This window comes from Streptomyces sp. NPDC059851 (genome assembly GCF_042732005.1).
Taxonomy (GTDB): Bacteria; Actinomycetota; Actinomycetes; order Streptomycetales; family Streptomycetaceae; genus Streptomyces.
In genome coordinates this window covers 99,997-123,391 of the sequence record NZ_JBHWJJ010000002.1, presented here as the reverse complement: position 1 = coordinate 123,391, position 23,395 = coordinate 99,997, and the positions used below count along the sequence as shown (strand labels likewise).

Sequence of the window (23,395 nt, the reverse complement as noted above, 5' to 3'; positions counted from 1 at the left end):
CTCTACGAAATACTGGAGGTGATCGGCACGAGGGGTGCCTGACACACCGACGGGAGCGGCACGTGCACGGCAGCGAAGACCAGGAGTTCCTTGCCCTGGAGCGGGAGCTTTCCGTCTTCCTGCGGCGGGCCCGCGCCTCCTCCGGCGAGATGGCCCGCGCCCTGCACCCCGAGCTGGAGCCCGCCGCGTACGGGCTGCTCGTACGGCTGGAGGCCGCCGGCCGCCAGCGGGCCACCGACCTCGCCGCCTACTTCGGGGTCGGCAAGGCCACCATGAGCCGACAGCTGCGGGCCCTGGAGGTGCTCGGCCTGATCGCCCGCGAGCCGGACCCCGCGGACGGCCGGGCCTTCCTGGTCGGACTCACCGAGGAGGGCCGCGAACGGTTCCTGCGGGTCCGCGGCGCGCGGCGCGAGCGGTACATGCGCAAGCTCGCCGACTGGGACCGGGGCGAGGTCGCGGAACTGGCCCGGCTCCTGAACCAGCTCAACCAGGGCGAGGAGTAGCCGCCCCGGCCCCCGCGGCCGCCCACCGGGTGCCGCCGGCCGGTCGCCCGGTGCTTCCGACCCGCCACCACGCGCCCCCGCGTCGCCCGCGCCCGCCCCGGGGTCACAGCTCCGCGAAGACCGCCGAAGCGTCGTCGTGCCGCTTGCCGCGAGCGGGCGGGCGCGCCGGGTCCGCCTCCAGCGTCCGGACCCGGTCGAGCAGCCCCTGCGCCCCTTCCTTGCGCAGCACCGCCAGGCACTGCGTCCAGTCGCCCTCCCGGAAGGTGTCCGTCCACCGGCTGGCCCCGTCGGTGAGCGCGGCCACCGCCCGGACCTCCCCGCGCGGGCTGCGCCCGGTCACCGCCCGGGCCGCCACCGCCGGATCGGCGGCCGCGGTGAAGAAGCCGCCCTCCGCGTTGCGCAGGGCGTCCGCCGACGTCCTGGTGCGCAGCGCCTCGCGCGGGAGCCGGTCCAGCCGGTCGTCCAGGACCGCGGTCACCCCGCCGTCCGGCGCCTCCAGGAGGAGGACGGAGTCCGACAGGACCAGGTGCTCCACGGACGCCTCGTCCCAGCGGACGACCACCACGGTCGCCTGCGGGGTCCGCACGTGAGAAAGGTCACACGTCCCGCGGTGGGCGTCGGCCGTGTCCCGGACGGCCTCCGCCAGGATCCGGTCCAGCGGCATGTCCCGTCGCGAACCGGACAGTTCGGTCAATCGGCCCCCGAGTCGGGTCGTGAACCACGGCACTCCGTGCGCGCAGCCGACGTCCTCGGGCGGCGGGGTGACCCCGTCCAGGGCGACCAGGACACCGCCGCCCGCGGCGGGCGTCGCGGCTGATAGCCAGTCCTCGTTGGGGCGTTCCGGGTTGCCGGGGTCCGTGGCGAGGTCGATGCGCATGCGGACATTCTGCCCGCGCGCCCGCAGCCGGAGCCCGCGGCGGGCGCAAAAGTCCGGACCAAAGCGGGGAGGTGTTCGGCGGGCGCCGCTCCGCGTCCGCGCCCGGCGCCCGGGCCCGTCCCGGGACATGTGGGCGCGCATATTGCCAAAGCCCCCATCGATCTTTCAACCACCCGTCCGCGGAGCCGCTCCGGCGCCCGTTTGCCGAGTTGGTTGCCAACTCTTCCGTGATGTTCACTCGTTCGAGTGGCCGGGTGGGCGATGTGAGGCTCTCTCCCCATCACACTGCAAAGGTCTGAGGCGGTACTGAGGGGACAGGGGGCGTTTACTTGTTGACCGGCCGTTACCTCGGCCACACGAGTAGACGAGCACGAGCACACGTACAGGATTGCGAGCACCGGTGCAGAAGAAGCGGTCTCGGAAGAACGGCACCGCCACCGACGGACCCGCCCCCGCAGGACGCCGCGTCCACGTACGCAGCAGGCTGGTCGTCGGCGTCGCCGTCGCCGGTCTCACCGTCCTCGCGGCCGGCGCCCCCGCCGTAGTCACGGCGACCCGCGAGCTGAACGACTCCCAGCAGCTGGTCACCCTCGCCGAACAGACCCAGCACACCCTCACCCTCGCGCACCTCCTCGGCGACGAGCGCGACGCCGTCGTCGAGTACGTGGCCAAGGGCCGCCCCGGCACCGCGAAGACGCCCGTCCAGGAGCGGACCGCCCTCACCGACCGGCAACTGGCCGAGGTCCGGGCCGAGGCCGACGAACCCCTCGCCAAGGCCCTGGCCCGCGTCCAGGCCGTCCGCACCGAGGCCGTCGACGGCAAGGGCACGGCCCTCGCCGCCCACCAGGCCTACGCCGGCGTCATCGCCGAACTCCTCGCCCCGGGTGTCCGGCTCGCCGACCGGACCCCGCCGCGCGCCGAGGACGCCCTCGTCACCACCCGGCCGCTGGCCCCCCTGGGCCAGGCCGTGGAACAGGCCTCCGCCACCCGTGGGCTGCTGCTCGCCGCGCTGGCCGTCCCCCGCGCCGACCAGGCCCCGAACACGGCCGTCGCCGACGAGCTGTCCGCCGCCGCCCAGCGTGCGCGCGTACGCGAGCAGGCCGCACTCGACGACTTCACGCGCGCCGCCCGCCCGGAGGTGCGCCAGACCCTCGCCGCCACCGTCACCGGCCCCGAGGTCAAGACCGCCGACGACTACCTCAAGCGGCTCACCGAGCGGTCCACGCTCTCCGCGGCCGACCGCAAGCTCGACGCCGCCGCCGTCGGCTCCGCCCTGACCGCCCGCATCGACCGCATGCGGTCGGTGGAGGCCACCCTCACCGGGCAGCGGGCCACCGCCCTGGCCACCCTGCGCAACGACGACGTGACGCGGCTGGAGATGCTCGTCGCCGCCCTCGGCGTGCTGTTCCTCGTCACCGTCGGCGTCTCCACGGCCGTCGCCCGCTCGCTGACCCGGCCGCTGTCGGTGCTCCGGCGCGGCGCGGCCCGGCTGGCCACGCCCGAGGGCTCGGTGGAGCCGGTCCGGTTCACCGGCCGCAACGACGAGTTCGCCGAGGTCGTGCGCCACCTCAACGCCGTCCGGGACCAGACGGTCTCCCTCCACACCAAGATCGCCGGACTGGACGCGGACCGGAAGCGACTCATCGGCCGCAACGAGGCCCTGTCCACGGGCCGGGAATCCCTGGAATCCGAGCTCACCGCGCTCCGCGAGGGCTTGGAGGACCACCGGCGCGTCATGTCGACGACCTCGGTCTCGCTGTCCCTGCGCACCCTCGGCCTCGTCGAGCGCCAGCTCGCGGTCATCGAGGAGCTGGAAGCCAAGGAGCAGGACCCGGACCGGCTGGAGACCCTCTTCAAGCTGGACCACCTGGCGACCGTGATGCGCCGCCACAACGAGAACCTGCTGGTCCTCGCCGGACAGGAACACGGGCAGGGCGCCGGGTCCCCGGTCCCGCTGGTCGACGTCATGCGGGCCGCGGTCAGCGAGATCGAGCGCTACGAGCGGGTCGACCTCGCCGTGCCGCCCTCGTTCACCCTGGTCGCGGGGCACGCCGCCGACGACATCTCGCACGTGCTCGCCGAACTGCTGGAGAACGCGACGACGTTCTCGCCGCCCGGCGCCAAGGTCAGGGTCTCCGCCCGGCACCTGGACTCGGGTGACGTGGTGCTCTCCGTCGTGGACGAGGGCATCGGCGTCACCCCGGACCGGCTGGCCGCCCTGAACGCCCGCCTGGCGGCGCCCGAGGCCTACGACCGGGAGCCCGAGGAGGAGCACGGCCTCGGCCTCGGCCTGTACGTGGCCGGCCGCCTCGCCGCCCGGCACGGGGTCACCGCGGAGCTGCGCGCCCCGCAGCACGGCGGCATCGAGGGCCTGGTCGCCATCCCGGCGGCCCTGCTCCCGGACGGCCCGCCCGCCTCCCCGGTGCACACCTTCGCCACCCCGGGCCTGCCGCGGTTCCAGCTGCCGGGCGTGGTCGCGGAGGCCAACGAGAACACCCTGCCGCCCCGGCTCCGGCCCACCCCGGAGCCGGTGGAAGCCGCGTTCGCCCCCGCTGCGGACGCCGAGTCCGCCCCGTCCGCCGGCGAGGCCGAGACCCCGGTCTTCGACGCGGTGGCTTCCGATGCCGCCTTCGGCGCCACCGCCACCGCCACCGCCGCCGAGGCCGCGGGCGCGGGCGCGGACGCCGACGCCGACGCGGGCCCCGACTTCCCCGGCTTCGCCGCGGGCGGTGACGGCACCACCCCGGAGGCGGAACTGCTGCCCCCGGCGGAGCAGGCGTTCACCGCCCAGGCCCCCGACGCGGCCCGGACCCCCGACCCGGCCCCGGCGGCGGCGCCCACCCCGATGCCGCTGCACGAGCGTGCCGCACGGGAGGAACTGCCGCCCGCCGAGCAGGTGTTCACCGCAGGAACCCCGGCCGACCGGGATCCGGGCGACGAACTCCTCGCGCGGGTCGTCCCCGACGCGGAGCCGGGCGCCTTCGCGGTACCCGACCACGCCGACCCGGTGGCCGCGGACGCGCCGGACGCCACGGCGCAGCCGGTCGACGTACCGGACGAAAGCCCCACCCTGCCCGGACAGGCCGCCGTGCCCGCCGCACCCGACGCGGAACGGCTGCCCCCGGCCGACCAGGTCTTCACCGCGCGCGGCACCGCACCGGCCGAGACGCACGGGCACGCGCCCGCCGAGGCCGACCGGGTCCCCCGCCAGGGGAGCCACGCCGACCACGACGGGCCCCCGGAAGCCGTCACCGCCAAGGGCCTGCCCAAGCGCACCCCCCGTACCCTGGCCGGCCGGGCCTTCCCCGGCTCCGGCGGCGGGTTCGCGGCGGGCGCGGGCCCGGCCCCCGGCGAAGGCCCGGGCGCAGGCACCGTACCCCCCGCGCCGCGCCGGGTCGACGCGGAGGAACTGCGCCGCCGGCTCGGCGGGTTCTACCAGGGGACGCGGGACGGACGGCGCGTCGTCGCCGCCGAGCTCGCACAGGACACCGACCAGGGGGACACCGCACAGGAGGCACGCACATGACCGCGCCCAGTACGTACGGACTGAGCACCCAGGCCCGCAACCTGCAGTGGCTGCTGACCGACCTGGTCGAGGAGGTGCCCGGCGTCAACTCCGTCGCCGTCGTGTCCTCGGACGGGCTCCTGCTGCTGTCCTCCGACCCCGGAGCCGCGGCGACCGCCACCCCCGGCCAGGGCCCCGGCGGCACCAAGGGCCCGCGCGGCGCCTCGGCCGACCTCGCCACCATCGTGTCCGGGCTCGGCAGCCTCACCACGGGCGCCGCGGCGCTCATGGACTACGGCGACGTCAAGCAGACCATGGTGGCGATGGAGCACGGCTCCGTCTTCGTCATGGCCATCAGCGACGGCTCGCTCCTCGGCGTGCACGCCACACCGGACTGCGACATGGGCGTGGTCGCGTACCACATGGCCCTGTTCGTCGGCCGCGCCGGACACGTCCTGACCCCCGAAGTCCGCAGCGAGCTGCGCCAGTCCATGGAGAACACCCCGTGAGAAGCACGGCCTCCGACCGGCTGCCGATACGCGGAGCCGATCGCCGCCCCGCCCGCGTCCGCCCGTACTCCCTGACGGGCGGCCGCACCCGTTTCACGCAGGTCCTGCACGTCGAGACCTTCGTCGCGGCCCTCGACACCCGGGCGTCCGAGCCGCAGCAGCCCGTAGCCGCCGGCGACGACCGGATGCCGGAGATGCCCGCCATCGTCGAGGTCTGCCGCCGCATGCGCACGATCGCCGAGATAGCAGCCCTGTTGAAGCTGCCGCTCGGCGTGGTCCGCGTCCTGGTCAGCGACCTCGCCGACCAGGGAAGGGTCCGCGTCTACGGGACCGGGCACGGCCCCGGCCGCCCCGACCGCGCACTGCTCGAAAGGGTGCTCAGTGGTCTTCGCCGTCTGTGAAACCGCCATCGACGACGAGCCCGTCCAGCCCTGGCAGTACGACCGCTCCCGGTCCCCCGTCGCCGTCAAGGTCCTCGTGGCGGGCGGCTTCGGGGTGGGCAAGACCACCTTCGTCTCGTCCGTCTCCGAAATCGCCCCGCTGCGCACCGAGGCGGTGATGACCGAGGCCAGCATCCCCGTCGACGACCTGTCGGCGACGCCGGAGAAGACCACCACCACCGTCGCGATGGACTTCGGCCGCATCACCCTCGCCGACGACCTCGTGCTGTACGTGTACGGGACCCCCGGTCAGGAGCGGTTCTGGTTCATGTGGGACGACCTGGTCCGCGGCGCCATCGGCGGCATCGTCATGGCCGACACGCGCCGGCTGCGCGACTGCTTCCCCGCCCTCGACTACTTCGAGAGCTGCGGGCTGCCGTACGCGGTCGCCGTCAACCACTTCGAGGGCTCGGAGTCGTACGAGCCCGAGGACGTGCGCGAGGCGCTGACGATCCCGCCCCACGTGCCGGTGCTGATCATGGACGCCCGGCGCCGGGAGACGGTCCTGGAATCGCTGCTGACGCTGGTCGGCCACGCCCTCGACGAGACGCCCCAGTAGCGGACCCCTCCGCCCTGCAGACCCCTGACACCGGCACACCGGCACACCGGCACACCGGCACACCTGGAACCTCAACACCGGTACCCCCCGTACCCGTACCCCCGTACCCCCGAAACGAGAACGTGAGATGCGCAAGATACTCGTCGTGGGGGCCGGCCAGTCCGGTCTCCAGCTCGCCATCGGCCTCCAGGCGAAGGGGTACGAGGTCACGCTGATGTCCAACCGGACAGCGGACGAGATACGCACCGGGCGGATCATGTCGACGCAGGTCATGTTCGACACGGCGCTCCAGCACGAGCGCGACCTCGGGCTCCACTTCTGGGAGCGGCACACCCCGCGGATCGAGGGCGTCGGCGTCTCGGTCGTCGGCCCCGACGGCGACCGCGCCGTGGACTGGCTCGGCCGGCTCAAGGCGTACGCCCAGTCGGTGGACCAGCGGGTGAAGATGGCCGGCTGGCTCGACACCTTCGTGCAGCGGGGCGGCCAACTGGTCATCCACGGCGCGTCCGTCGCCGACCTGGACTACTTCTCCCGCACCTACGACCTCGTGCTGGTCGCGGCGGGCAAGGGCGAGCTCGTGTCGATGTTCGGCCGGGACGCGGCACGCTCCCCCTACGGCGCGCCGCAGCGCGCGCTGGCCGTCTCGTACGTGCACGGACTCCGGCCGCGCGCCGAGCACCCGGACACGGAAGCCGTGCGCTGCAACCTGGTGCCCGGCGTCGGCGAGCTGTTCGTCATGCCCGCGCTGACCACCTCGGGACGGGCCGACATCCTGTTCTGGGAAGGGCTCCCGGGCGGGCCGCTGGACGTGTTCCGCGGTGTGAACGACCCGTCGGAGCACTTGGAGCTCACCCTGGCCCTGATGGAGAAGTACACGCCGTGGGAGTACGCGCGGGCGGCGAAGGTCGAGCTGACGGACGCGGGCGGCACGCTGGCCGGCCGGTACGCGCCGGTCGTCCGCAACCCGATCGGCCGGCTCCCGGGCGGTGGGGCGGTCCTGGGCGTGGCGGACGTCGTCGTCGCGAACGACCCGATCACCGGGCAGGGGGCGAACTCCGCCGCCAAGTGCGCGGCCTCGTACCTGTCGTCGATCCTGATGCACGGCGACAAGCCGTTCGACGAGGCGTGGATGAAGGCGACGTTCGACAAGTACTGGTTCGCGACGGGCAAGCCGGTCACCCAGTGGACGAACGCGATGCTGGCCCCGCCGCCGGAGCACGTGCTGAACCTGATCGGGGCGGCCGGGCGGTTCCAGCCGGTGGCGGACCGATTCGCCAACGGATTCGACAACCCGGCCGACTTCGACGCGTTCTTCTTCGACCCGCAGGACGCGGCGGACTACCTGGCCGAGGTGGAGTCGTCCGCGGAGTCATCGGAGTCCGCGGCCGGGGCCGCGGCTGGGGCTTCAGCGGACGAGTAACCGGCGTCGTCACCGTCACCGTCCGCCGCGGCTGCAGCTGCGGCCCCGAGCAGCGGCGGCGGGCTGTAGGCGGCGAGCGGTACCCCGTCCGGGTCCGGGCGGACGGCCCCGAGCAGCGGGTTCGCCGCGAGGGGCGAGACCTTGACGGAGGTTCCGGGACGCGGGGCCTGGATCACCTTCCCGTCGCCGATGTACAGGGCCACATGGGTGGCGGTGGGGAAGTAGACCACCAGGTCCCCCGGCCGCAGCCGGTCCAGCGGCACCTTCGGCAGCTGCGCCCACTGCTCCTGGCTGGTACGGGGGATCGCCCGGCCGGCGTGCGCCCAGGCCTGCGAGGTGAGCCCGGAGCAGTCGAAGGATCCGGGGCCCTCCGCCCCCCACAGGTACGGTTTGCCGATCTGGGCGGTGGCGTAGGCGAGGGCGTCGCTGCCGGCTGCCGACGGCGTACGCGTACGGGCCGCGGGGGCGCCCAGCCGACCGGAGGCCAGCAGCTCCCGCTGCGCGGCGGCGGTGTCCGCGGCCTCGCGCGCCCCGACCCGGGCTAGCTGGTCGGCGGGGAGCGCGGACAGCATCCGCTCGACCTCCCGGAGGCGGCGGTCGGCTTCCTGCTTCAGCCGCTTCATACGGGCGGCGCCGGCCTGTTGGGCGTCCAAGGCCTTGCGGGCTGCCGTGGCGAGCACGTCGGCCTGCCGCTCGCCCCGGGCGAGGCGGGCCAGGATGCCCGCCTGCCGGGCGCTCTCGCGTTCGGCCAGCCGGCGCTGGTCCTGGGCGGCCCGCAGATCGCCGGTGAGCAGCATCCGGGCGTACGGGGAGAGGCCGCGGGCCCCCTGGTACTGCTCGCGGGCGATCCTGCCGGCCGCAGCCCGCTCCGCGCCGAGAACGGCCCGCGCCCTGCCGAGCTCGGTGCCGAGCCGCCGCTCCTCCTCCTGGCGGGCCTTGAGCGCGGCCTCGGCGGCGTTGTGGGCCTCGGCGGCCTCCTCGGCCTGCCGGTAGAGCCCTTGGAGCCGGGTGAGCAGCCCCCCGACCGAGTCGACCACGCCGCTCCGCGGCCCCGAGGCCACGGTCCCCGCCCCGGCCCCGGCCCCGGCCCGCGCCCCTCCAGTGCCTTCGGCCGCGGCGGTGGGGCGGGGCCCGGCGGTGCCTTGGGCTGCGGCCGCGGGGGTGGCTGTGGGGGTGGCTGCGGGGGTGGCCCCAGCAGTGGCTCCGGTCTTGGTCCCGGGCGTGGCTCCGGTCTTGGCGCCGGGGGTGGCGCTCCGGGTGGCTCCGGCGGTGCCCTCGGCCATGGCGTCGGCGGCGATGTCGGCAGTGGTTTCGTCCGGGCGTCGGGCATCGCCTCCGGCCCTGCCTGACGCTCCGTCCCTGCCTGACGCTCCGGCCCTTCCCGGCGTTGCGGCACCGCCTTCGACCGCGGCACCGCCATCGACCCCGGCGCCGCTGCCCGTCCTGCGGCCGGCTTCGGCTGCGGCCCGGCCTGCGGCGTTGTGGGCGGCCTTCCCCGCAGCTCCGGCAGTGGCGCTGGGCGTGGCCCCGGCCCTGGCCCGGTCACGTCGGCCGGCCCCGGCTTCTGCGCTGGCGGCGTCGGACGCGCCGCGTCCGGTGGTCTTTCCCGTGGCGCCCGTGGCGCCCGTGGCGCCCGTGGCGCCCGTGGTGCCCCGGGCGGTGGCGCCGGCGGTGTCCTCGGTCGCGTCCCCGCTCGCGGGGGCGGCGGTGCGCTTGGCGGGGGTGCCGGTGGTGGCGGTGGTGTCGTTGAGCGCCGGACGTCCGGTGGCCCCGTCACCGGCAGCGGTGGTGGCGTTGGCGGCGCCGCGCCCGGTGGCCCTGCCCGCGGCGCCTGCGGTGTCTCCGGTGGTGGCGCCGGCGGTGTCCCGGGTCGCGCCCCTGCCCACGGCCTTGCCAGTGCGTCCGGCCGTGGCGCCGGCGGCGGTTCCGGCGCCGGGTGCGGCCCCGGCCGTGGCCCCGGTGGTGGCGCGGGGAAGCGGCTCGGCCTGGGGAGTGGGCAGCGGCCCGGCCGTGAGGAACAGGGCGGCGACACCGGCGGCGTGGAGCAGGCGGCGTGACATGGGATCACCTCCGGCCGCCGATGCTGCCATGCAAGATATGACAAACACCCCATCGGCTGCGGCCCTGCCGCACCGCTCACCCTTCCGGCGGCGCCCGGTCACTCCGAGCGGTCCACGACCGGAGCGTGCCACCGGCAGGCCCCCACGGCAGCCCGGCGCGCAGAGCCCGTCGGGCGGCGGCCGGGGTCGCGAACCCCGGTTCCGTGAAGGGGTGGGGAGGGGAGGTCCCCGCGGCGCGCCAGGCCGCGGCCGGCCACGGGCAGCAGCCGGCGGGGGCGATCCGGCGCGGCGGGCCCTGCCGGTTCAGGGGTTCAGCAGGCGAGCCTTGGCCGCGGAGAACTCCTCCGGAGTCAGCAGGCCCTCGCGGGCGAGCGCAGCCAGCTGGGTCAGGTGGGTCGTCAGGTCGCCCCCGGCCTCAACCCCCGGCGGCTCGGCGGTCGGGCCGGGCTCCCCGCCGGGCGCAGAGCGGGCCGCAGTACCGGCCGGCTCCCAGGCCGATTCCCCGGCCGGCCCCCCGGCCGACTCCCAAACCGGCTCCCCGGCCGCTTCTCCCTCCACCGCCCCGCCGGCGACGGGCGCCTGCACGGGCCCGGGCGGCGGCGCGGGCGCCCCGGTGTCGTGCTGCGGGAGCCGCGGCGGCACGTGGGCCACGTCCCAGACGTAGGCGCCGCGCGCCAGGATCCCGCGCAGCAGCGGCCGGCCCGCGGGGCGGCGCGCCGGGTGGACGACGGGGCCGACGGGTCGGATGAACATCAGGCGGCCCCCAGCCGCTCCGCCGGGATCCGGACCGATCCCGCGATCCGGCCGCCTGCCGCCCGTACGGCGATGGCGGCGTCCTCCGCCCAGACGTGCTCCACCACCAGCAGCAGGGCACAGCTTCCGCGCTCCAGCAGGTCCGCGGCCTCGTTCACGTCCTCCGGGCCGATCAGGGGGGCGGCCTCCCGGTGGGCGAGCAGGCCCTGGAGTTCGACGAACTCGTCGAATTCGGCGGCCAGCACCTCACCCGCCGCGGTCTTGGTGGCGACCAGGCCGTCGATCAGCCGCACGTTCCCGGTCTTCCGCAATCCCAGCACCGCCTCGACCGCCGGTACCCGCAGCTGCTCCTCCGGGAAGGCGAGGACGATGAACTCCACAGGTCCCATGTGCCGCGGCTCCCACTTCCGACCGTTCCTGACGATTCTTCGGCACCCTATGACATAGCCGGACATGTCACCCGTTCACTTGCTACGTTTCCCGCATGACCGCTCTGACGGCTGAGGTGGCGGAGCCATCCCCGCACCTGCCCCCCGGCGTCCGTCCGTCCCGGCGCGGGGGAGCCGAGCTGGCGCTCCTCGCCGGGGCCGTCCTCATCTGCGTCCTCGGCCACCTCTGCGTCGGCCTCGCCGCCACCGGGCGGCTGCCCGGGACCGCCGTCCGCTACGCCGCCGGGCTCGGCGGCGCCGCCCTCCTCGCCCACCTCGCCGTCCGCCTCCGGGCCCCGCACGCCGACCCGGTGCTGCTGCCGATCGCCTTCCTGCTCAACGGGCTCGGCCTGGTCCTCATCCAGCGACTGGACCTGGCCACTCCGGCCCACGCCGCCGCCGGGGACCAGTTGCGCTGGTCCGCCCTCGGGATCGCCCTGTTCGTCCTCGTCGTCGCGGTCGTGCGCGACCACAGGGTGCTCCAGCGCTACGCGTACCTGTCGGTGGCGGCGGCCCTCGTGCTGATGCTGGTCCCGGTCTTCTTCCCGGCGGTCAACGGGGCGCACATCTGGATCCGGTTCGCAGGACTCTCGTTCCAGCCGGGGGAGTTCGCGAAGATCCTGCTGGCCGTGTTCTTCGCCGCCTACCTCGCCGCGAACCGCACCGCCCTCGCCCTGACCGGCCGCCGCCTCTTCTGGCGGCTGCGGCTCCTGCCCGGCCGCGTCCTCGGCCCGATCCTCGCGATCTGGCTGCTCAGCGTCGGCCTGCTCGTCGTGGAGCGGGACCTCGGCACCTCCTTCCTCTTCTTCGGCCTGTTCGTGATCATGTTGTTCACGGCCACCGGGCGGATCGGCTGGATCGCGGTCGGGCTGGCCCTCGCCGCCGCGGGCGCGTACGCCGTCGGAAGCGTCGAACCGCACGTGCACAGCCGGGTGGACGACTGGCTGAATCCTTTCGCCTCCATCGAGCGCGGTGAGGGACCCGGCCAACTCGCCCAGTCGCTCTTCGCCTTCGGCGCCGGCGGGCTCCTCGGCGCCGGACTCGGCCACGGCCAGTCCTTCCTCATCGGCTTCGCCGCCACGTCGGACTTCATCCTCGCCACCGCCGGCGAGGAACTCGGCCTCGTCGGCCTCACCGCGATCCTGCTGCTCTACGGCATCCTCGTGGACCGCGGCTTCCGCGCCGGGCTCGCGCTGCGCGACTCCTTCGGGCGGCTGCTGGCCACCGGGCTCGCCTCCATCATCGCCCTCCAGGTGTTCGGCATCGCCGGGGGAGTGACCGGCCTGATCCCGCTGACCGGGATGGCCATGCCCTTCCTCGCCCAGGGCGGCTCCTCCGTCGTCACCAACTGGATCATCGTCGCGCTGCTGGTCCGGCTCAGCGACAGTGCCCGCAGACCGCTTCCCGCCGCTGCGGGAGCGGGGGCCGGCCGGTGATCCGCTACATCCGCTGGTGCGCGTGGTTCTGCGCGCTGCTGCTCGCGGCCCTACTGGCCAATGTGCTCCGGGTGCAGGTCTGGGAGGCCGCGGCCTACGGCGCGAACCCGGCCAACAAGCGCCCCGCCATCGAGCGGTACGCCCAGCCGCGCGGTGACGTCCTGGTCGAGGGGCGGCCCGTCACCGGTTCCCGGGACAGCGGCCAACTGCTGCGCTACGAACGGACGTACACCGAGGGCCCGCTCTACGCGCCCGTCACCGGCTTCTCCTCCCAGACCTACGGCACCAGCCTGCTGGAGCGCGCCGAGGACCCCGTCCTCGCCGGGACCGACCCTCAGCTCTCCTTCTTCCCCCTCTGGTACGAGCTGGCCCGCGGCCGCCCCGACGGGGGCGACGCCGAAACCACCGTCCGGGCAGCCGTGCAGCGCGCCGGGTACACCGCGCTGGCGGGCAAACGGGGCGCGGTGGCCGCACTCGAACCCGCCACCGGGAGGATCCTCGCGCTGGTCAGCAGCCCCTCCTACGACCCGGGGACGCTCTCCGGCACGGGCCCGGCCGTCACCGCGGCGTGGACGCGGCTGAACGCGGATCCCGCCCGGCCGATGCTCAACCGGGCGTTGCGCGAGACGTACCCGCCCGGCTCCACGTTCAAGATCGTGACGGCGGCCGCGGCGCTGGACGCGGGCCTGGTCACGGACGTGGACGCGCCGACCCGGACCCCCGACCCCTACCCACTGCCCGGCACCAGCACCCTGCTGCCGAACGCGGGCCCGGGCTGCCGGGACGCCTCGATGGCGGAGGCGGTGCAGAACTCCTGCAACACGGTGATGGCGAAGATCGGCGTGCAGGTGGGGCTGCGCGGGATGGCGGAGGCGGCACGACGCTTCGGGTTCAACGACGGGGACCTGCGGGTCCCGGCCTGGGTGTCGCGGTCGAACTTCGACTCCGACATGAGCCCCGACCAGCTCGCCCTGTCCTCGATCGGGCAGTTCAACACCAAGGCGACCCCGCTGCAGATGGCGATGGTGGCCGCGGCCGTCGCGGGCGGCGGCGAGCTCAGGGCCCCCTACCTGGTGGAGCGGACCGCCCGGGGTGACGGGAGCCTGGTCCGGCGCACCGGCCGGCGCAGCCTCGGCCGGGCCATGAACCCGGTGACGGCCCTGCGGCTCCAGGAGCTGATGGTGAGGGCCGTCGAGGACGGGACCGGGCGCAACGCGGCGATCCCGGGCGCGGAGGTCGGCGGGAAGACGGGCACCGCCCAGCACGGCGTCGGCAACGCGGGCACCCCGTACGCCTGGTTCATCGGCTGGGCCAAGGCCAAGGACGCGCCGCTGCCGGGGGTGGCGGTCGCGGTGGTGGTCGAGGACGCGGCGGGCGACCACGGGCACGTCAGCGGCAACAGCGCGGCGGCGCCGATCGCCCGGGCCGTGATGGAGGCGGCGCTGCGCGATGCGCCGCAGGCGCCTGCGTCCGCGCCGGGGCGGCCGCCCGCGTCGAGGCCTGCGTCCGCGTCGAGGCCGGCGTCCGCGTCGAGGCCGGCGTCCGCGGAGTGACAGCCCCTGCGCCACGGCCCGAACGGTTGCTACCGAACGAGGGAGGGCGCGCGTACCCGCTGGACGCCCCGCGGCGGTAGCCGGGTCCGGGCCCGGTACGGGGCCGCAGCCCCGGTCGGCGCTCCCCGGCGGGGTCCGCCGATCCGGTTGCCAATGGCGCCCGCGGTCCGGCGGCCCGCTACGGGACGCCGGGCCCCGTACGGCCGTCCACCCGGGCCGCGGCAGCACCGCCGAACCCGCCCTCGGCTCCGTTCCCTGCTCCGGCCCCTGCCCCTGCCCCGTCCCCGCCCGAGGACGAGGAGCCGTCCCCGGCGCCCTCGGCGATGGCGGCCGCCACCTCGGCGACCCGTTCCGCCTCCTCGGCTGCGAACCGCTCGCGGTCGAGGGCCTCGGCGACCTCCTCGTCCTGGCTCATCAACAGGTCCAGGTTGGAGTCGCCCATCTCGAAGACCCCCATGTCCACGTAGGCCTTCTGCAGTCGCGACCCCCACAGCCCGATGTCCTTCACGCACGGCACGATCCGGCTGAACAGCAGCCGGCGGAACAGGTGCAGGAACTCCGACTGCTCCGTGAACTGCACCGCCTCCTGCCGCGGGACGCCGAAGTCCTCCAGCACCTCCACCCCGCGCAGCCGGTCACGCATGAGGTGGCAGCCCTCGATCACGAACTCCTCGCGCTCGCGCAGCTCGGCATCGGTGAGCTGCCGGTAGTAGTCGCGCAGCGCCATCCGCCCGAACGCCACGTGTCGTGCCTCGTCCTGCATCACGTACGCCAGGATCTGCTTCGGCAGCGGCTTGTCGGTCGTGTCGCGGATCATCCCGAAGGCGGCCAGTGCCAGTCCCTCGATGAGCACCTGCATCCCCAGGTAGGGCATGTCCCAGCGGGAGTCTCGCAGGGTGTCCCCGAGCAGCCCCTGGAGGCTGTCGTTGATCGGGTAGAGCAGCCCGATCTTCTCGTGCAGGAAGCGCCCGAAGACCTCCGCGTGCCGGGCCTCGTCCATGGTTTGCGTGGCGGAGTAGAACTTCGCGTCCAGGTCCGGTACCGACTCCACGATGCGCGCCGCGCACACCATCGCGCCCTGCTCGCCGTGCAGGAACTGGCTGAAGTTCCAGGCGGCGTAGTGGCGGCGCAGCTCGCCCTTGTCCCGCTCGGTGAGTTTCGGCCAGTAGCGGGTGCCGTGGAGGGTCAGGGCCTCGTCCGGGGTGCCGAGCGGGTTGTGCGGGTCGACCGGCAGGTCCCAGTCGATGCGCTTGGCGCCGTCCCACTGCTTGTCCTTGCCCTTCTGGTAGAGGGCGAGGAGCCGTTCGCGGCCCTCCGCGTACTCCCAGTTGAAACGGGCCGAGCCGGTGGCCGGGATCTGCCAGACGTCCTCGGCCGGGACTGCGGTGTAGAGCTCGTGCGTCGACACTGACGCCCCCCTCGCCTCGCGTACTGCCGTGCAGGACAGGATCGTTGGCAATGACACACGTTGGTAGACGAGCAGTCAACAAGTGACGCGCAGGGGATTGACGCCCTTGCTGACAAGCAGTCTCATAACTGGTGACCGCCCCGGGACGGGCCGCGGCCAGTAGTCAGTGGCCGCAGCAGGCCGCAGACGCAGCCCGACCCGACCAACCCACCAACCCGCCAACCCGCCAACCCGCCAACCCCACCCAACCCACCCCGGACCAGGGCGAGGTGCCCCGCCATGACGACCACCAACGTGACGAACACGAGCGACCGCACCACGGACCACCACCAGGTCCTCAAGGACGCCCTCGGCCTCCTCAAGGACCGCGAGGAGACCGCCGCACGCCTGCTCGACTCCTCGGCCAAGCACTCCTTCGACCCCGACGAGGAACTCGACTGGGAAGCCCCGCTGGTCGACGGCGCGTACTACTGGCCCCCCGAGCTGCTCTCCCTCTACGACACTCCGATGTGGAAGCGGATGGGCGAGGAGCAGCGCATCGACCTGTCCCGCCACGAGGCCGCCTCGCTCGCCTCCCTCGGCATCTGGTTCGAGATCATCCTGATGCAGCTGCTGGTCCGGCACATCTACGACAAGTCCCTGACCAGCAATCACGTCCGCTACGCCCTCACCGAGATAGCCGACGAATGCCGGCACTCGATGATGTTCGCCCGCATGATCCAGAAGGCGGGCGCCCCCGCCTACCCGGTCTCCCGCCTCAACCACAACCTCGCCCGCGTCCTCAAGACCGTGTCCACCACCCCCGGCTCCTTCGCCTGCACCCTGCTCGGCGAGGAGGTCCTCGACTGGATGCAGCGCCTCACCTTCCCCGACGAGCGCATCCAGCCACTGGTCCGCGGCGTCACCCGCATCCACGTGATCGAGGAGGCCCGGCACGTCCGCTACGCCCGCGAGGAACTGCGCCGCCAGATGCTCACCGCCCCGCGCTGGGAGCAGGAGCTGACCCGCATCAGCTGCGGCGAGGCCGCCCGCGTCTTCTCCCTCGCCTTCGTCAACCCCAAGGTGTACGAGAACGTGGGCCTCGACCGGCGCGAAGCCGTCGCCCAGGTCAAGGCGAGCGGCCACCGCCGCGAGGTCATGCAGACCGGCGCCAAGAGGCTCACCGACTTCCTCGACGACATCGGAGTACTGCGCGGCGTCGGCCGCAGGCTCTGGCAGAGCTCTGGGCTCCTGGCCTGAAGCGGGTGCCGCGCGCCTGCCGCGGATGCCGGAAACGGCCGACGCGGCCGGCAGCGGCTGCCCCGGGCCTGACCCGTGCCTGCCGTACAGCTGCCCTACGGCTACCCGGCGGCGGCTACCCTGCGGGCATGACCGCACCCGCGTACCGCAGGCTGAGCGTCGAGGAGCGGCGGGCACAGCTCCTCGACGCGGCGCTGTCGCTCTTCGCGCACCGGGCACCGGAGGAGGTCTCCCTCGACGACGTCGCCGAGGCGGCCGGCGTCTCCCGGCCCTTGGTGTACCGCTACTTCCCCGGCGGCAAGCAGCAGCTGTACGAAGCCGCCCTGCGCTCGGCGGCGGACCTGCTCGACGAGTGCTTCGCCGTACCGCGGACGGGCCCGCTCACCCAGCGCCTGGCCCGGGCCCTGGACCAGTACCTGGCCTTCGTCGACGAGCACGACGCGGGCTTCGCCGCCCTCCTCCAGGGCGGCAGCGTCGTGGAGACCTCCCGCACGACGGCCACCGTCGACGGCATCCGCCGCGCCGCCGCCCGGGAGATCCTCCTCCACCTGTCCGTCCCCGCCCCCGGACCCGGACCACGGCTGCGCATGATGGTCCGCACCTGGATCACCGCCGTCGAAGCCGCCTCCCTGATATGGATCGACGAGGGCAAACAGCCCGACGCCGGCACCCTGCGGGACTGGCTGGTCGACCAGTTCATCGCCCTGCTGACCGCCACCGCCGCCACCGACCCCGAGACGGCCGCCGCGGCCCGGGCGGCGCTGGCCCTGGAAACCGCCGACGGCCCGGCCGGGGTCCTGGCGCGGCGCGTGATCCCGGTGGTCTCCGAGGCCGCCCACCTGCTGTGACACTGGAGGGGTGAGAAGCGAACCCACCCCCTTCGAGGGCGGCCCGATGGACGGCCGCACCCTGCCGATCCTCGTCGGCCCGACCGGACACCCCCCGAAGTGGTACGAGATCCCGGTCCCGGCGCCGGACGGCGGTCCCCCGACCGTGCTGCTGTACGAGCGGGTGCCCTCGGGCTACACGAAGCGGCTGGGCCTCCAGAAGGGCTGGAAGTACGCGTACGCCCCGAACGCACAGAAGCCCAAACTCCGCTGGCCCTGGACCAAGCCCACCCCGCCGCCGCCCCCGCCGACCTCGTGAGCACGCGTGGGCCCGCCGACGGGCAGGCCCCGCCCGGTCCGCCGGCAGCTGCCCCGCACGCTGGTCATGCGAATCGGGCGTGACGGCTCCGGCCGGTTTCGCGACCATCGATCGATGGCCAAAGATCCCGAGCTCCTCAGCCTGCGCATCGTCTGCCCTCCGCCCGGCGAGGACGGTGCGGAGGTCCGCCCGACCCGGTGGGACTGCGAGGTCGAAGGCGTCTGGGCCCTGCGCAGTGAACCCGATCGGATCCACGTCGTCCTGATCCATCCCCGTGCCAGGACCGGGGCGGACCGACCCTGGATCCAGGTCGGGCTCACCCTGGCGATCTTCGTGGACGCCCCGTCCGGCCCGTCCGACCCTGCCGACCGGGCCGAGCACCTTGAGGCGCGCCTGACCGCGGGCGATACCCGTGCCACCGCCGAGGTGTGGGGTGGTTCTCATGATGCCGAGCAACTCGGCTACCCCTGGCCGCCGGTCTTGCCGTCGCACGCGTAGGGCCCGGTCGCGGGGAAGCCACCCCGCCCGCCCGCCCCTCCGCCAGGCCGCTAGCTAGCCCCGCACGTCCGGCGCGCCCGGCCCGTCGGGGACGCCCGGAGGGGCCTTCGGGAGGGTCAGGACCGCAAGGGCGCCGCCGCCTTCGGCGGTGCGGAACTCCAGTCGGGCCCCGAGCACCTCGGCCTGCCCGACCGCGATGGTCAGGCCCAGCCCGTGCCCGCCGGAGCCCCCGCTGCGGAAGCGTTCCGGTCCGTGGTCCAGCAGGTAGTCGGGGAAGCCATCCCCGTGGTCCCGGACCGTCACCACCGGGCCGTCCACCGTCAGCACCACCGGGGCCCGGCCGTGCCGGTGCGCGTTGGCCACCAGGTTGCCCAGGACCCGCTCCAGCCGCCGCCGGTCCGTCTCCACGTGCGCGTCCCGGACGACCGCCACCTCCGTGTCCGTACCGGACGCCCGTACCACCCGGCGGGCCAGCGGCCCCAGCTGGTGCAGGTCGGACTCCACCACCTCGCTGCCGGTGTCCAGCCGCGAGATCTCCAGCAGGTCCTCGGTCAGCCCCCGCATCGTCCGCACCCGCTCCCGTACCATTTGCGTCGCCCGCCCCTCCGGCAGCAGCTCCGACGCCGCCTGCAATCCCGTCAGCGGGGTCCGCAGCTCGTGCGCGACGTCCGCCGTGAACCGCTGCTCGCGCAGCAGCTTCGCCTGGAGCGTCCCCGCCATGGTGTCCAGGGCCGCCGCCACCGTCGCCACCTCGTCCTGGTGCCGTGCGGGGTCCTTCGTCCGCGGGTCGTCCACCCGCGCGTCCAGGTCGCCCTGCGTGATCCGCCGGGCCACGGTCGCCGTCTGGTGCAGCCGCCGCGTCACCCGGGTCACCGCGAAGGCGCCGAGCAGGAGCGTCCCGCCGATCGCCAGCACCGAGGAGCCGATGATCGCCTTGTCGAGCCCGCTGATCGTCCGCGCGCCCTGCGCATGGTCGACGTACGCGGCCAGGGCCTTCCCGTCCGCCGGTGCCGCCGCCCACATCACCGGCCGGTCCTCGTCCAGCATCGTCGCCCGCCGCCCGGTCAGCGCCAACCGTCTCAGCGGCAGCGGCAGCCCCGGCGGATCCAGCCCCGCACCGGGCGGCAGGGGCTCGCCGGCCTCGTACGCCAGGACCACGTTCCGCAGTTTGTCGAGCGCCTTCTCGCGCGCCGTCGCCACCGTCTGCCGCGTCACCTCCACGTGCACCAGCACGCCCAGCGCCGCAGCCAGCGCACAGCACATGACGACGATGAAGCACCCCGACTTCCAGGTCAGCGACGCCGTCCACGCCGGCGCCCTCATGACGGCCCCTGCGACGCGTCCCGTGACACCCGCGGCGAAGCCTGTTGCGGTGCGCCTGGCGATGCCTGCGCCTGTGGCACGCGCACGATCTGCTCCCGCGTCGGCAGCATCGTCCGCTCCTTGGAGTCCCAGGACCATGCGGTGATCAGCTCGTAGCCCGGGTTCCCGCTCGGCACCCGCAGGACCACGTCCCGCCCGGCCAGTTCCACACCCACCACGGACTCCGTGGTCGCCATGATCCGGTTGAGCAGGCCGTTCCGGTCCGCCGTGTACACCCGTACGGACATCATCCCGTCCGGCATGTCGATGCCGACGACGAGCTCGTCCCGGCCGTTCCCCGTCAGATCCCGGTAGTACGGCGTCAGCACCGGGCACGCCCCGGCAGGCTGCTTCCCGCAGGCCCGGATCGCGGCCGCGGTCGCCGGGGGCACGCCGGCGCTCCCCGCCGCCACTTCGGCCTTGACCAGCGCCACCGGATCCACCTCGTGCACGTTCTGGCCCCGGACGGGCGGCAGCCCCGGCACGTACACCGCGGGCGCGCCCCCCGGATCGGCGGGCGGTACGGTCGCCCCCTCGCGGCCGGGCCACAGCCGTACGGGCCCGCTCGCGGTCGGCGCGGGCCCCGCGCTGACCGGACCGCCGCTCCCACCGCATCCGGCGAGAACCGGCAGGAGTACGGCACACGCGGCCACGCCCGGGGGTGTACGCAGAGCCGTACGCAGAGCCGTACGCAGAGCCGTACGCAGGAGGGACGACCTCACGAGCCCCGGGACCTCCTCTCCGCGGTACGACCACACGCAGAGATATGCCCCGCTTCCCCCGGAATCTCCCCGGAATCAGCCGTCAGTACGCCCGCGCCGCAGCATCGCGTACCCCAGCCCGGCGGCCCCCACCGCCGCGATGCCGCCGCCCGCGGCCAGCAGCAACACCCCGTCGCCCGGCTCGTCGGCCAGCGTGTCGAGGCGCAGCACGCCCGTGTCGGGTGCGGCCAGGACGACCCCGTCCCGCGTGCCCGTCTTGTGGTCGCCGCGCGTGGGTCCGTGGGGCGCGCTCCCGTCGGGCGCGTTCCCGTGGGGTGCGCGGCCGTCGGCCTCACCGGCCGTCCGCGGGCCGCCGACCCAGGACGTGATCCGCCCGTCGGCCCGCAGGTCGGCGTGCAGGGCCCCGCCGCCGACCTCGACCGGGCCGTCCCCGCTGTCCAGGGTGGCCGCCCGGGTGCCGTCACCGCGGAGGATGTCGGCCTGGTAGACGCCGTCCGCCACCTCGTACACCTCGGCCCGGGACACCCCGTCCGCGAGGGCCACCCGCTTGACCAGCGTCCGCGCCGCCGACGCGGCGGGCATCCCCTCGGCGAGGGCCGCGGCCGCGGGCAGCGCGAGCAGGCCCCCCGCGCACGCGCTCACTGCGGCGGCGCGGACCAGATTACGGACGATGCTCACGCGGAACCCTCCCAGCCGATGTCATCACCACCAACCTAGGAAGCGGCCGTTGCGGTACCGCGATGGGCGTGTAACAGGAACCCGGCAGCTTCCCGTAGAAGCCGTTACACGACCGAGAAGAACCCCCTCCGGGGGATTGCCCCCCAGCCCCCACCCTGCTCCCATTGACCCGGGGGGTGACGTCCATGCGCGGACTCACAGTGCTGCCGAGCGGCCGCCCCGGTCGCGGCCGGCTCTACGTCAACCTGCCCGACGGGCAGGCGGTCGCCTGGTACGACCGGCGGACCAACCGGGTCAGCGTGCTCGGCGACCAGCACCGCGAAGCCGTACTCACGGCCCTGCGCCCGTACCTGAGCGGCGCCTGGACGGTCGGCCCGCCACCCGTCCCCACCCGCGCGGAACTGCGCCGTCTCGCCCTGCCGCCGGACGAGGACCTCGCCCCGAACCGCCCGGGCGAAACCCTGCTCGGCGAACTCGCCCACGGCTCCGTGGGCACCCGCACCCGCCACCGCCTCCGTCAGGAGCTGATCGCCCAGCAGCGCATGGGCGACCTCTTCGACGCCCTCGAACCGGACGGCTGGCGCGTCCTGCACTGCCTCCCGTTGCGCACGCCGGGCCGCATCGACCACCTCCTGATCGGCCCCGCTGGCGTCTTCTGCATCCGCAGCCTCCCGGGCCGCCGCCAACGCGCGGTCGTCGGCGACCTCCTGCTCGGCGTGGGCCGTGCCGACCCCCGCCCCGACCCCCGCTGGATCCGCCGCGCGGCATCCGCCGCCACCCGGGCCCTGGGTGCCCCGGTCACCCCGTCCCTGGCCCTGGTCGACGCCTCCCGCGTCGAGGTGGCCCCCACGGTCCGCGACATCCGCGTCCTCGAACCGGCCACGGCCTGCGCCGCCCTCGCCTCGTCCCCACCCACCCTCAAACCCCCGGACGTCGACGCCCTGTACGCGCTGGCCCGGGACGCCCGGACGTGGCTGGAGCGGTGACGCGGGACGGCGGGCAGGCTCCTTCAGCCGGGGATCCGGGGGGCGGAGCGGGCGTGCCGGGTGGGTGCCGCCGCTGACCGGCTGTGCCGGTCGGGGCGGGCCGGGGCGGGCGGCCCCGCCGTCCCTATGCCGAAGCCCGTTTCCGCGCTGTGGTCTTCTTCGCGGCCGTCGTCTTCTTGGCCGCTGCCTTGCCGCCGTCGCCACCCGCTGTCGCTTTCTTGGCCGCTTTGGTGGTCTTGGCCGTCTTGGCCGTCTTGGCCGTCTTCGCCGTCGACTTGGTCGCGCCGGCCGGCGTCTTCGTCGACTCGGCCCGCTTCGACGCAGCGGTGGATTTCCTGGCTCCCGCCGTCTTCTTCGCCGCTGCCGTCGACGCGGTCGACTTCTTCCCACCCACCGCCTTCGGTGCGGCCGGCGCCCGCTTGCGCGGCGCGCTCTGGCGGAGCGGTGTCACCTCGGCCTCACCGGCCCCACCAGCCCCACCGGCCTCAGCGGCCTCCCCGGGTTCTGCTTCACCCCGACCCTCGCCCCGGGACGCCTTGGCGGCCCGTACGCTCTTCTCCAACGCCGCCATCAGGTCGATCACCCTGCCACCGGCCGGTTTCACCTCCGCCTCCGACGGCGGCTCGAAGGCGCCCTCCGCCTTCGCCTCGATCATCGCCTCGACCGCCTCGCGGTACTCGTCCGTCAGCGACGCCATGTCGACCTCTCCCAGCGTCGCCATCAACGCGTCCGCGAGGTCCAGTTCCGCGTCCCGTACGGACACCGACCCCTCCGGGGCGACGCCCTCGGGTTCCCGGATCTCGTCCGGCCACAACAGCCCGTGCATCGCGATGACGTCGTCGACGACCCGCAGCATGCCCAGCCGCTCCCGCCCCCGCAGCGCGTACTTGGCGATCGCCACCCGACGGCTCCGCTTCAGCGCCTCGCGCAGCAGCGTGTACGGCTTGGCGGCCGTCGCGCCGTTCGCCGCGAGGTAGTACGCCGCATCCATCTGCAGGGGGTCGATCTCATCCGCCGGTACGAACGACACGATCTCGATGGTCTTCGTCGTGGCGATCGGCAGCTGAGCCAGGTCCTCGTCCGTGATCGGGATGATCGAGCCGTCCGCCTCCTCGTACCCCTTGCCGATCTCGTCGCTCGGCACCTCCTCGCCGTCCAGCTCGCACACCTTGCGGTAGCGGATGCGTCCGCCGTCGTCCAGGTGGATCTGACGGAAGGAGATGGAGTGGCTCTCCGTGGCGTTCACCAGTTTGATCGGGATGCTGACCAGGCCGAAGGAGATGGCCCCGTTCCAGATGGATCGCACGTTTCCT

General features: G+C 74.3%; 22 protein-coding genes. 13 read left to right on the top strand and 9 right to left on the bottom strand.

Annotation, left to right across the window (positions count from 1 at the left end; genetic code table 11):
* The first annotated feature begins 38 nt into the window (after nt 1–38).
* Nucleotides 39–503 (top strand): MarR family winged helix-turn-helix transcriptional regulator, encoded by a 465-nt coding sequence (locus ACFV7Q_RS01170; protein ID WP_385422241.1) that lies wholly within the window; start codon nt 39–41, stop codon nt 501–503.
* Nucleotides 504–606: 103 nt separating this feature from the next.
* Here ACFV7Q_RS01170 and ACFV7Q_RS01165 read toward each other — a convergent pair whose 3' ends face one another.
* Nucleotides 607–1,380 carry a protein phosphatase 2C domain-containing protein gene (locus ACFV7Q_RS01165; protein WP_385422231.1) on the bottom strand — a complete coding sequence of 258 codons (774 nt, stop codon included), beginning with the start codon at nt 1,378–1,380 and terminating at the stop codon, nt 607–609.
* A gap of 400 nt (nt 1,381–1,780) precedes the next feature.
* Here ACFV7Q_RS01165 and ACFV7Q_RS01160 point away from each other — a divergent pair, with 400 nt between their 5' ends.
* The 5 genes from ACFV7Q_RS01160 (at nt 1,781) to ACFV7Q_RS01140 (ending at nt 7,813) form a co-directional block, all read left to right on the top strand.
* On the top strand, nt 1,781–4,906 hold the full coding sequence (locus ACFV7Q_RS01160; RefSeq protein ID WP_385422229.1) for a nitrate- and nitrite sensing domain-containing protein: 3,126 nt from the start codon (nt 1,781–1,783) through the stop codon (nt 4,904–4,906).
* Nucleotides 4,903–5,394: a roadblock/LC7 domain-containing protein gene (locus ACFV7Q_RS01155; protein ID WP_385422227.1), complete on the top strand. Its 492-nt coding sequence runs from the start codon at nt 4,903–4,905 to the stop codon at nt 5,392–5,394. The genes ACFV7Q_RS01160 and ACFV7Q_RS01155 overlap by 4 nt, the downstream gene beginning before the upstream one ends.
* A complete protein-coding gene (locus tag ACFV7Q_RS01150; protein ID WP_385422225.1) occupies nt 5,391–5,795 on the top strand; it encodes a DUF742 domain-containing protein in 405 nt (134 codons plus the stop codon). The genes ACFV7Q_RS01155 and ACFV7Q_RS01150 overlap by 4 nt, the downstream gene beginning before the upstream one ends.
* Entirely contained in the window at nt 5,776–6,393 is a 618-nt protein-coding gene (locus ACFV7Q_RS01145; RefSeq protein ID WP_385422223.1) for an ATP/GTP-binding protein, read from the top strand. Before ACFV7Q_RS01150 ends, ACFV7Q_RS01145 begins: the two co-directional genes overlap by 20 nt.
* A 127-nt stretch (nt 6,394–6,520) precedes the next feature.
* Nucleotides 6,521–7,813 (top strand): styrene monooxygenase/indole monooxygenase family protein, encoded by a 1,293-nt coding sequence (locus tag ACFV7Q_RS01140; protein WP_385422221.1) that lies wholly within the window; start codon nt 6,521–6,523, stop codon nt 7,811–7,813.
* On the opposite strand, the gene ACFV7Q_RS01135 is transcribed toward ACFV7Q_RS01140, so the two are convergent.
* The 3 genes from ACFV7Q_RS01135 to ACFV7Q_RS01125 form a co-directional block, all read right to left on the bottom strand.
* The gene (locus ACFV7Q_RS01135) at nt 7,732–9,873 is read right to left on the bottom strand and encodes an NlpC/P60 family protein (protein WP_385422219.1); all 2,142 of its coding nucleotides are present in this window, start codon (nt 9,871–9,873) and stop codon (nt 7,732–7,734) included. The two genes, ACFV7Q_RS01140 and ACFV7Q_RS01135, sit on opposite strands and share 82 nt — an antisense overlap.
* 303 nt (nt 9,874–10,176) lie before the next feature.
* On the bottom strand, nt 10,177–10,626 hold the full coding sequence (locus ACFV7Q_RS01130; protein ID WP_385422217.1) for an SHOCT domain-containing protein: 450 nt from the start codon (nt 10,624–10,626) through the stop codon (nt 10,177–10,179).
* Complete coding sequence (locus ACFV7Q_RS01125) at nt 10,626–11,015, bottom strand: DUF6325 family protein (RefSeq protein ID WP_385422215.1); 390 nt, start codon at nt 11,013–11,015, stop codon at nt 10,626–10,628. Before ACFV7Q_RS01125 ends, ACFV7Q_RS01130 begins: the two co-directional genes overlap by 1 nt.
* Before the next feature lie 95 nt (nt 11,016–11,110).
* Between ACFV7Q_RS01125 and ACFV7Q_RS01120 the strand changes: the two genes are divergently transcribed.
* A complete protein-coding gene (locus ACFV7Q_RS01120) occupies nt 11,111–12,490 on the top strand; it encodes an FtsW/RodA/SpoVE family cell cycle protein (RefSeq protein WP_385422213.1) in 1,380 nt (459 codons plus the stop codon).
* Entirely contained in the window at nt 12,487–14,043 is a 1,557-nt protein-coding gene (locus tag ACFV7Q_RS01115) for a penicillin-binding transpeptidase domain-containing protein (RefSeq protein ID WP_385422211.1), read from the top strand. Before ACFV7Q_RS01120 ends, ACFV7Q_RS01115 begins: the two co-directional genes overlap by 4 nt.
* A 178-nt stretch (nt 14,044–14,221) precedes the next feature.
* Here the strand turns inward: ACFV7Q_RS01115 and ACFV7Q_RS01110 are convergent, their stop codons facing one another.
* Nucleotides 14,222–15,451 (bottom strand): ferritin-like domain-containing protein, encoded by a 1,230-nt coding sequence (locus ACFV7Q_RS01110; protein WP_385422209.1) that lies wholly within the window; start codon nt 15,449–15,451, stop codon nt 14,222–14,224.
* A 279-nt stretch (nt 15,452–15,730) separates the two neighbouring features.
* Here ACFV7Q_RS01110 and ACFV7Q_RS01105 point away from each other — a divergent pair, with 279 nt between their 5' ends.
* From ACFV7Q_RS01105 to ACFV7Q_RS01090, 4 genes are all read left to right on the top strand, one after another.
* A complete protein-coding gene (locus ACFV7Q_RS01105) occupies nt 15,731–16,690 on the top strand; it encodes a diiron oxygenase (protein WP_385422208.1) in 960 nt (319 codons plus the stop codon).
* 128 nt (nt 16,691–16,818) lie between these two features.
* On the top strand, nt 16,819–17,538 hold the full coding sequence (locus ACFV7Q_RS01100) for a TetR/AcrR family transcriptional regulator (protein WP_385422206.1): 720 nt from the start codon (nt 16,819–16,821) through the stop codon (nt 17,536–17,538).
* A 10-nt stretch (nt 17,539–17,548) separates the two neighbouring features.
* Nucleotides 17,549–17,836, top strand: coding sequence for a hypothetical protein (locus ACFV7Q_RS01095; protein WP_385422204.1), 288 nt, complete (start codon nt 17,549–17,551; stop codon nt 17,834–17,836).
* 114 nt (nt 17,837–17,950) lie between these two features.
* Complete coding sequence (locus ACFV7Q_RS01090; protein ID WP_385422202.1) at nt 17,951–18,334, top strand: hypothetical protein; 384 nt, start codon at nt 17,951–17,953, stop codon at nt 18,332–18,334.
* A 54-nt stretch (nt 18,335–18,388) separates the two neighbouring features.
* Here the strand turns inward: ACFV7Q_RS01090 and ACFV7Q_RS01085 are convergent, their stop codons facing one another.
* The 3 genes from ACFV7Q_RS01085 to ACFV7Q_RS01075 all read right to left on the bottom strand — a co-directional run bounded on the left by ACFV7Q_RS01085 (nt 18,389) and on the right by ACFV7Q_RS01075 (nt 21,096).
* Nucleotides 18,389–19,657, bottom strand: a complete 1,269-nt coding sequence (locus tag ACFV7Q_RS01085) for an ATP-binding protein (protein WP_385422200.1) — start codon at nt 19,655–19,657, stop codon at nt 18,389–18,391.
* Nucleotides 19,654–20,349, bottom strand: coding sequence for a hypothetical protein (locus ACFV7Q_RS01080; protein ID WP_385422198.1), 696 nt, complete (start codon nt 20,347–20,349; stop codon nt 19,654–19,656). Before ACFV7Q_RS01080 ends, ACFV7Q_RS01085 begins: the two co-directional genes overlap by 4 nt.
* Before the next feature lie 144 nt (nt 20,350–20,493).
* Nucleotides 20,494–21,096, bottom strand: coding sequence for a hypothetical protein (locus tag ACFV7Q_RS01075; protein ID WP_385422196.1), 603 nt, complete (start codon nt 21,094–21,096; stop codon nt 20,494–20,496).
* A gap of 185 nt (nt 21,097–21,281) precedes the next feature.
* Between ACFV7Q_RS01075 and ACFV7Q_RS01070 the strand changes: the two genes are divergently transcribed.
* Complete coding sequence (locus tag ACFV7Q_RS01070; protein WP_385422194.1) at nt 21,282–22,082, top strand: nuclease-related domain-containing protein; 801 nt, start codon at nt 21,282–21,284, stop codon at nt 22,080–22,082.
* 124 nt (nt 22,083–22,206) lie between these two features.
* Here ACFV7Q_RS01070 and ACFV7Q_RS01065 read toward each other — a convergent pair whose 3' ends face one another.
* The gene (locus ACFV7Q_RS01065) at nt 22,207–23,388 is read right to left on the bottom strand and encodes a Ku protein (protein WP_385422192.1); all 1,182 of its coding nucleotides are present in this window, start codon (nt 23,386–23,388) and stop codon (nt 22,207–22,209) included.
* Nucleotides 23,389–23,395 lie beyond the last annotated feature (7 nt).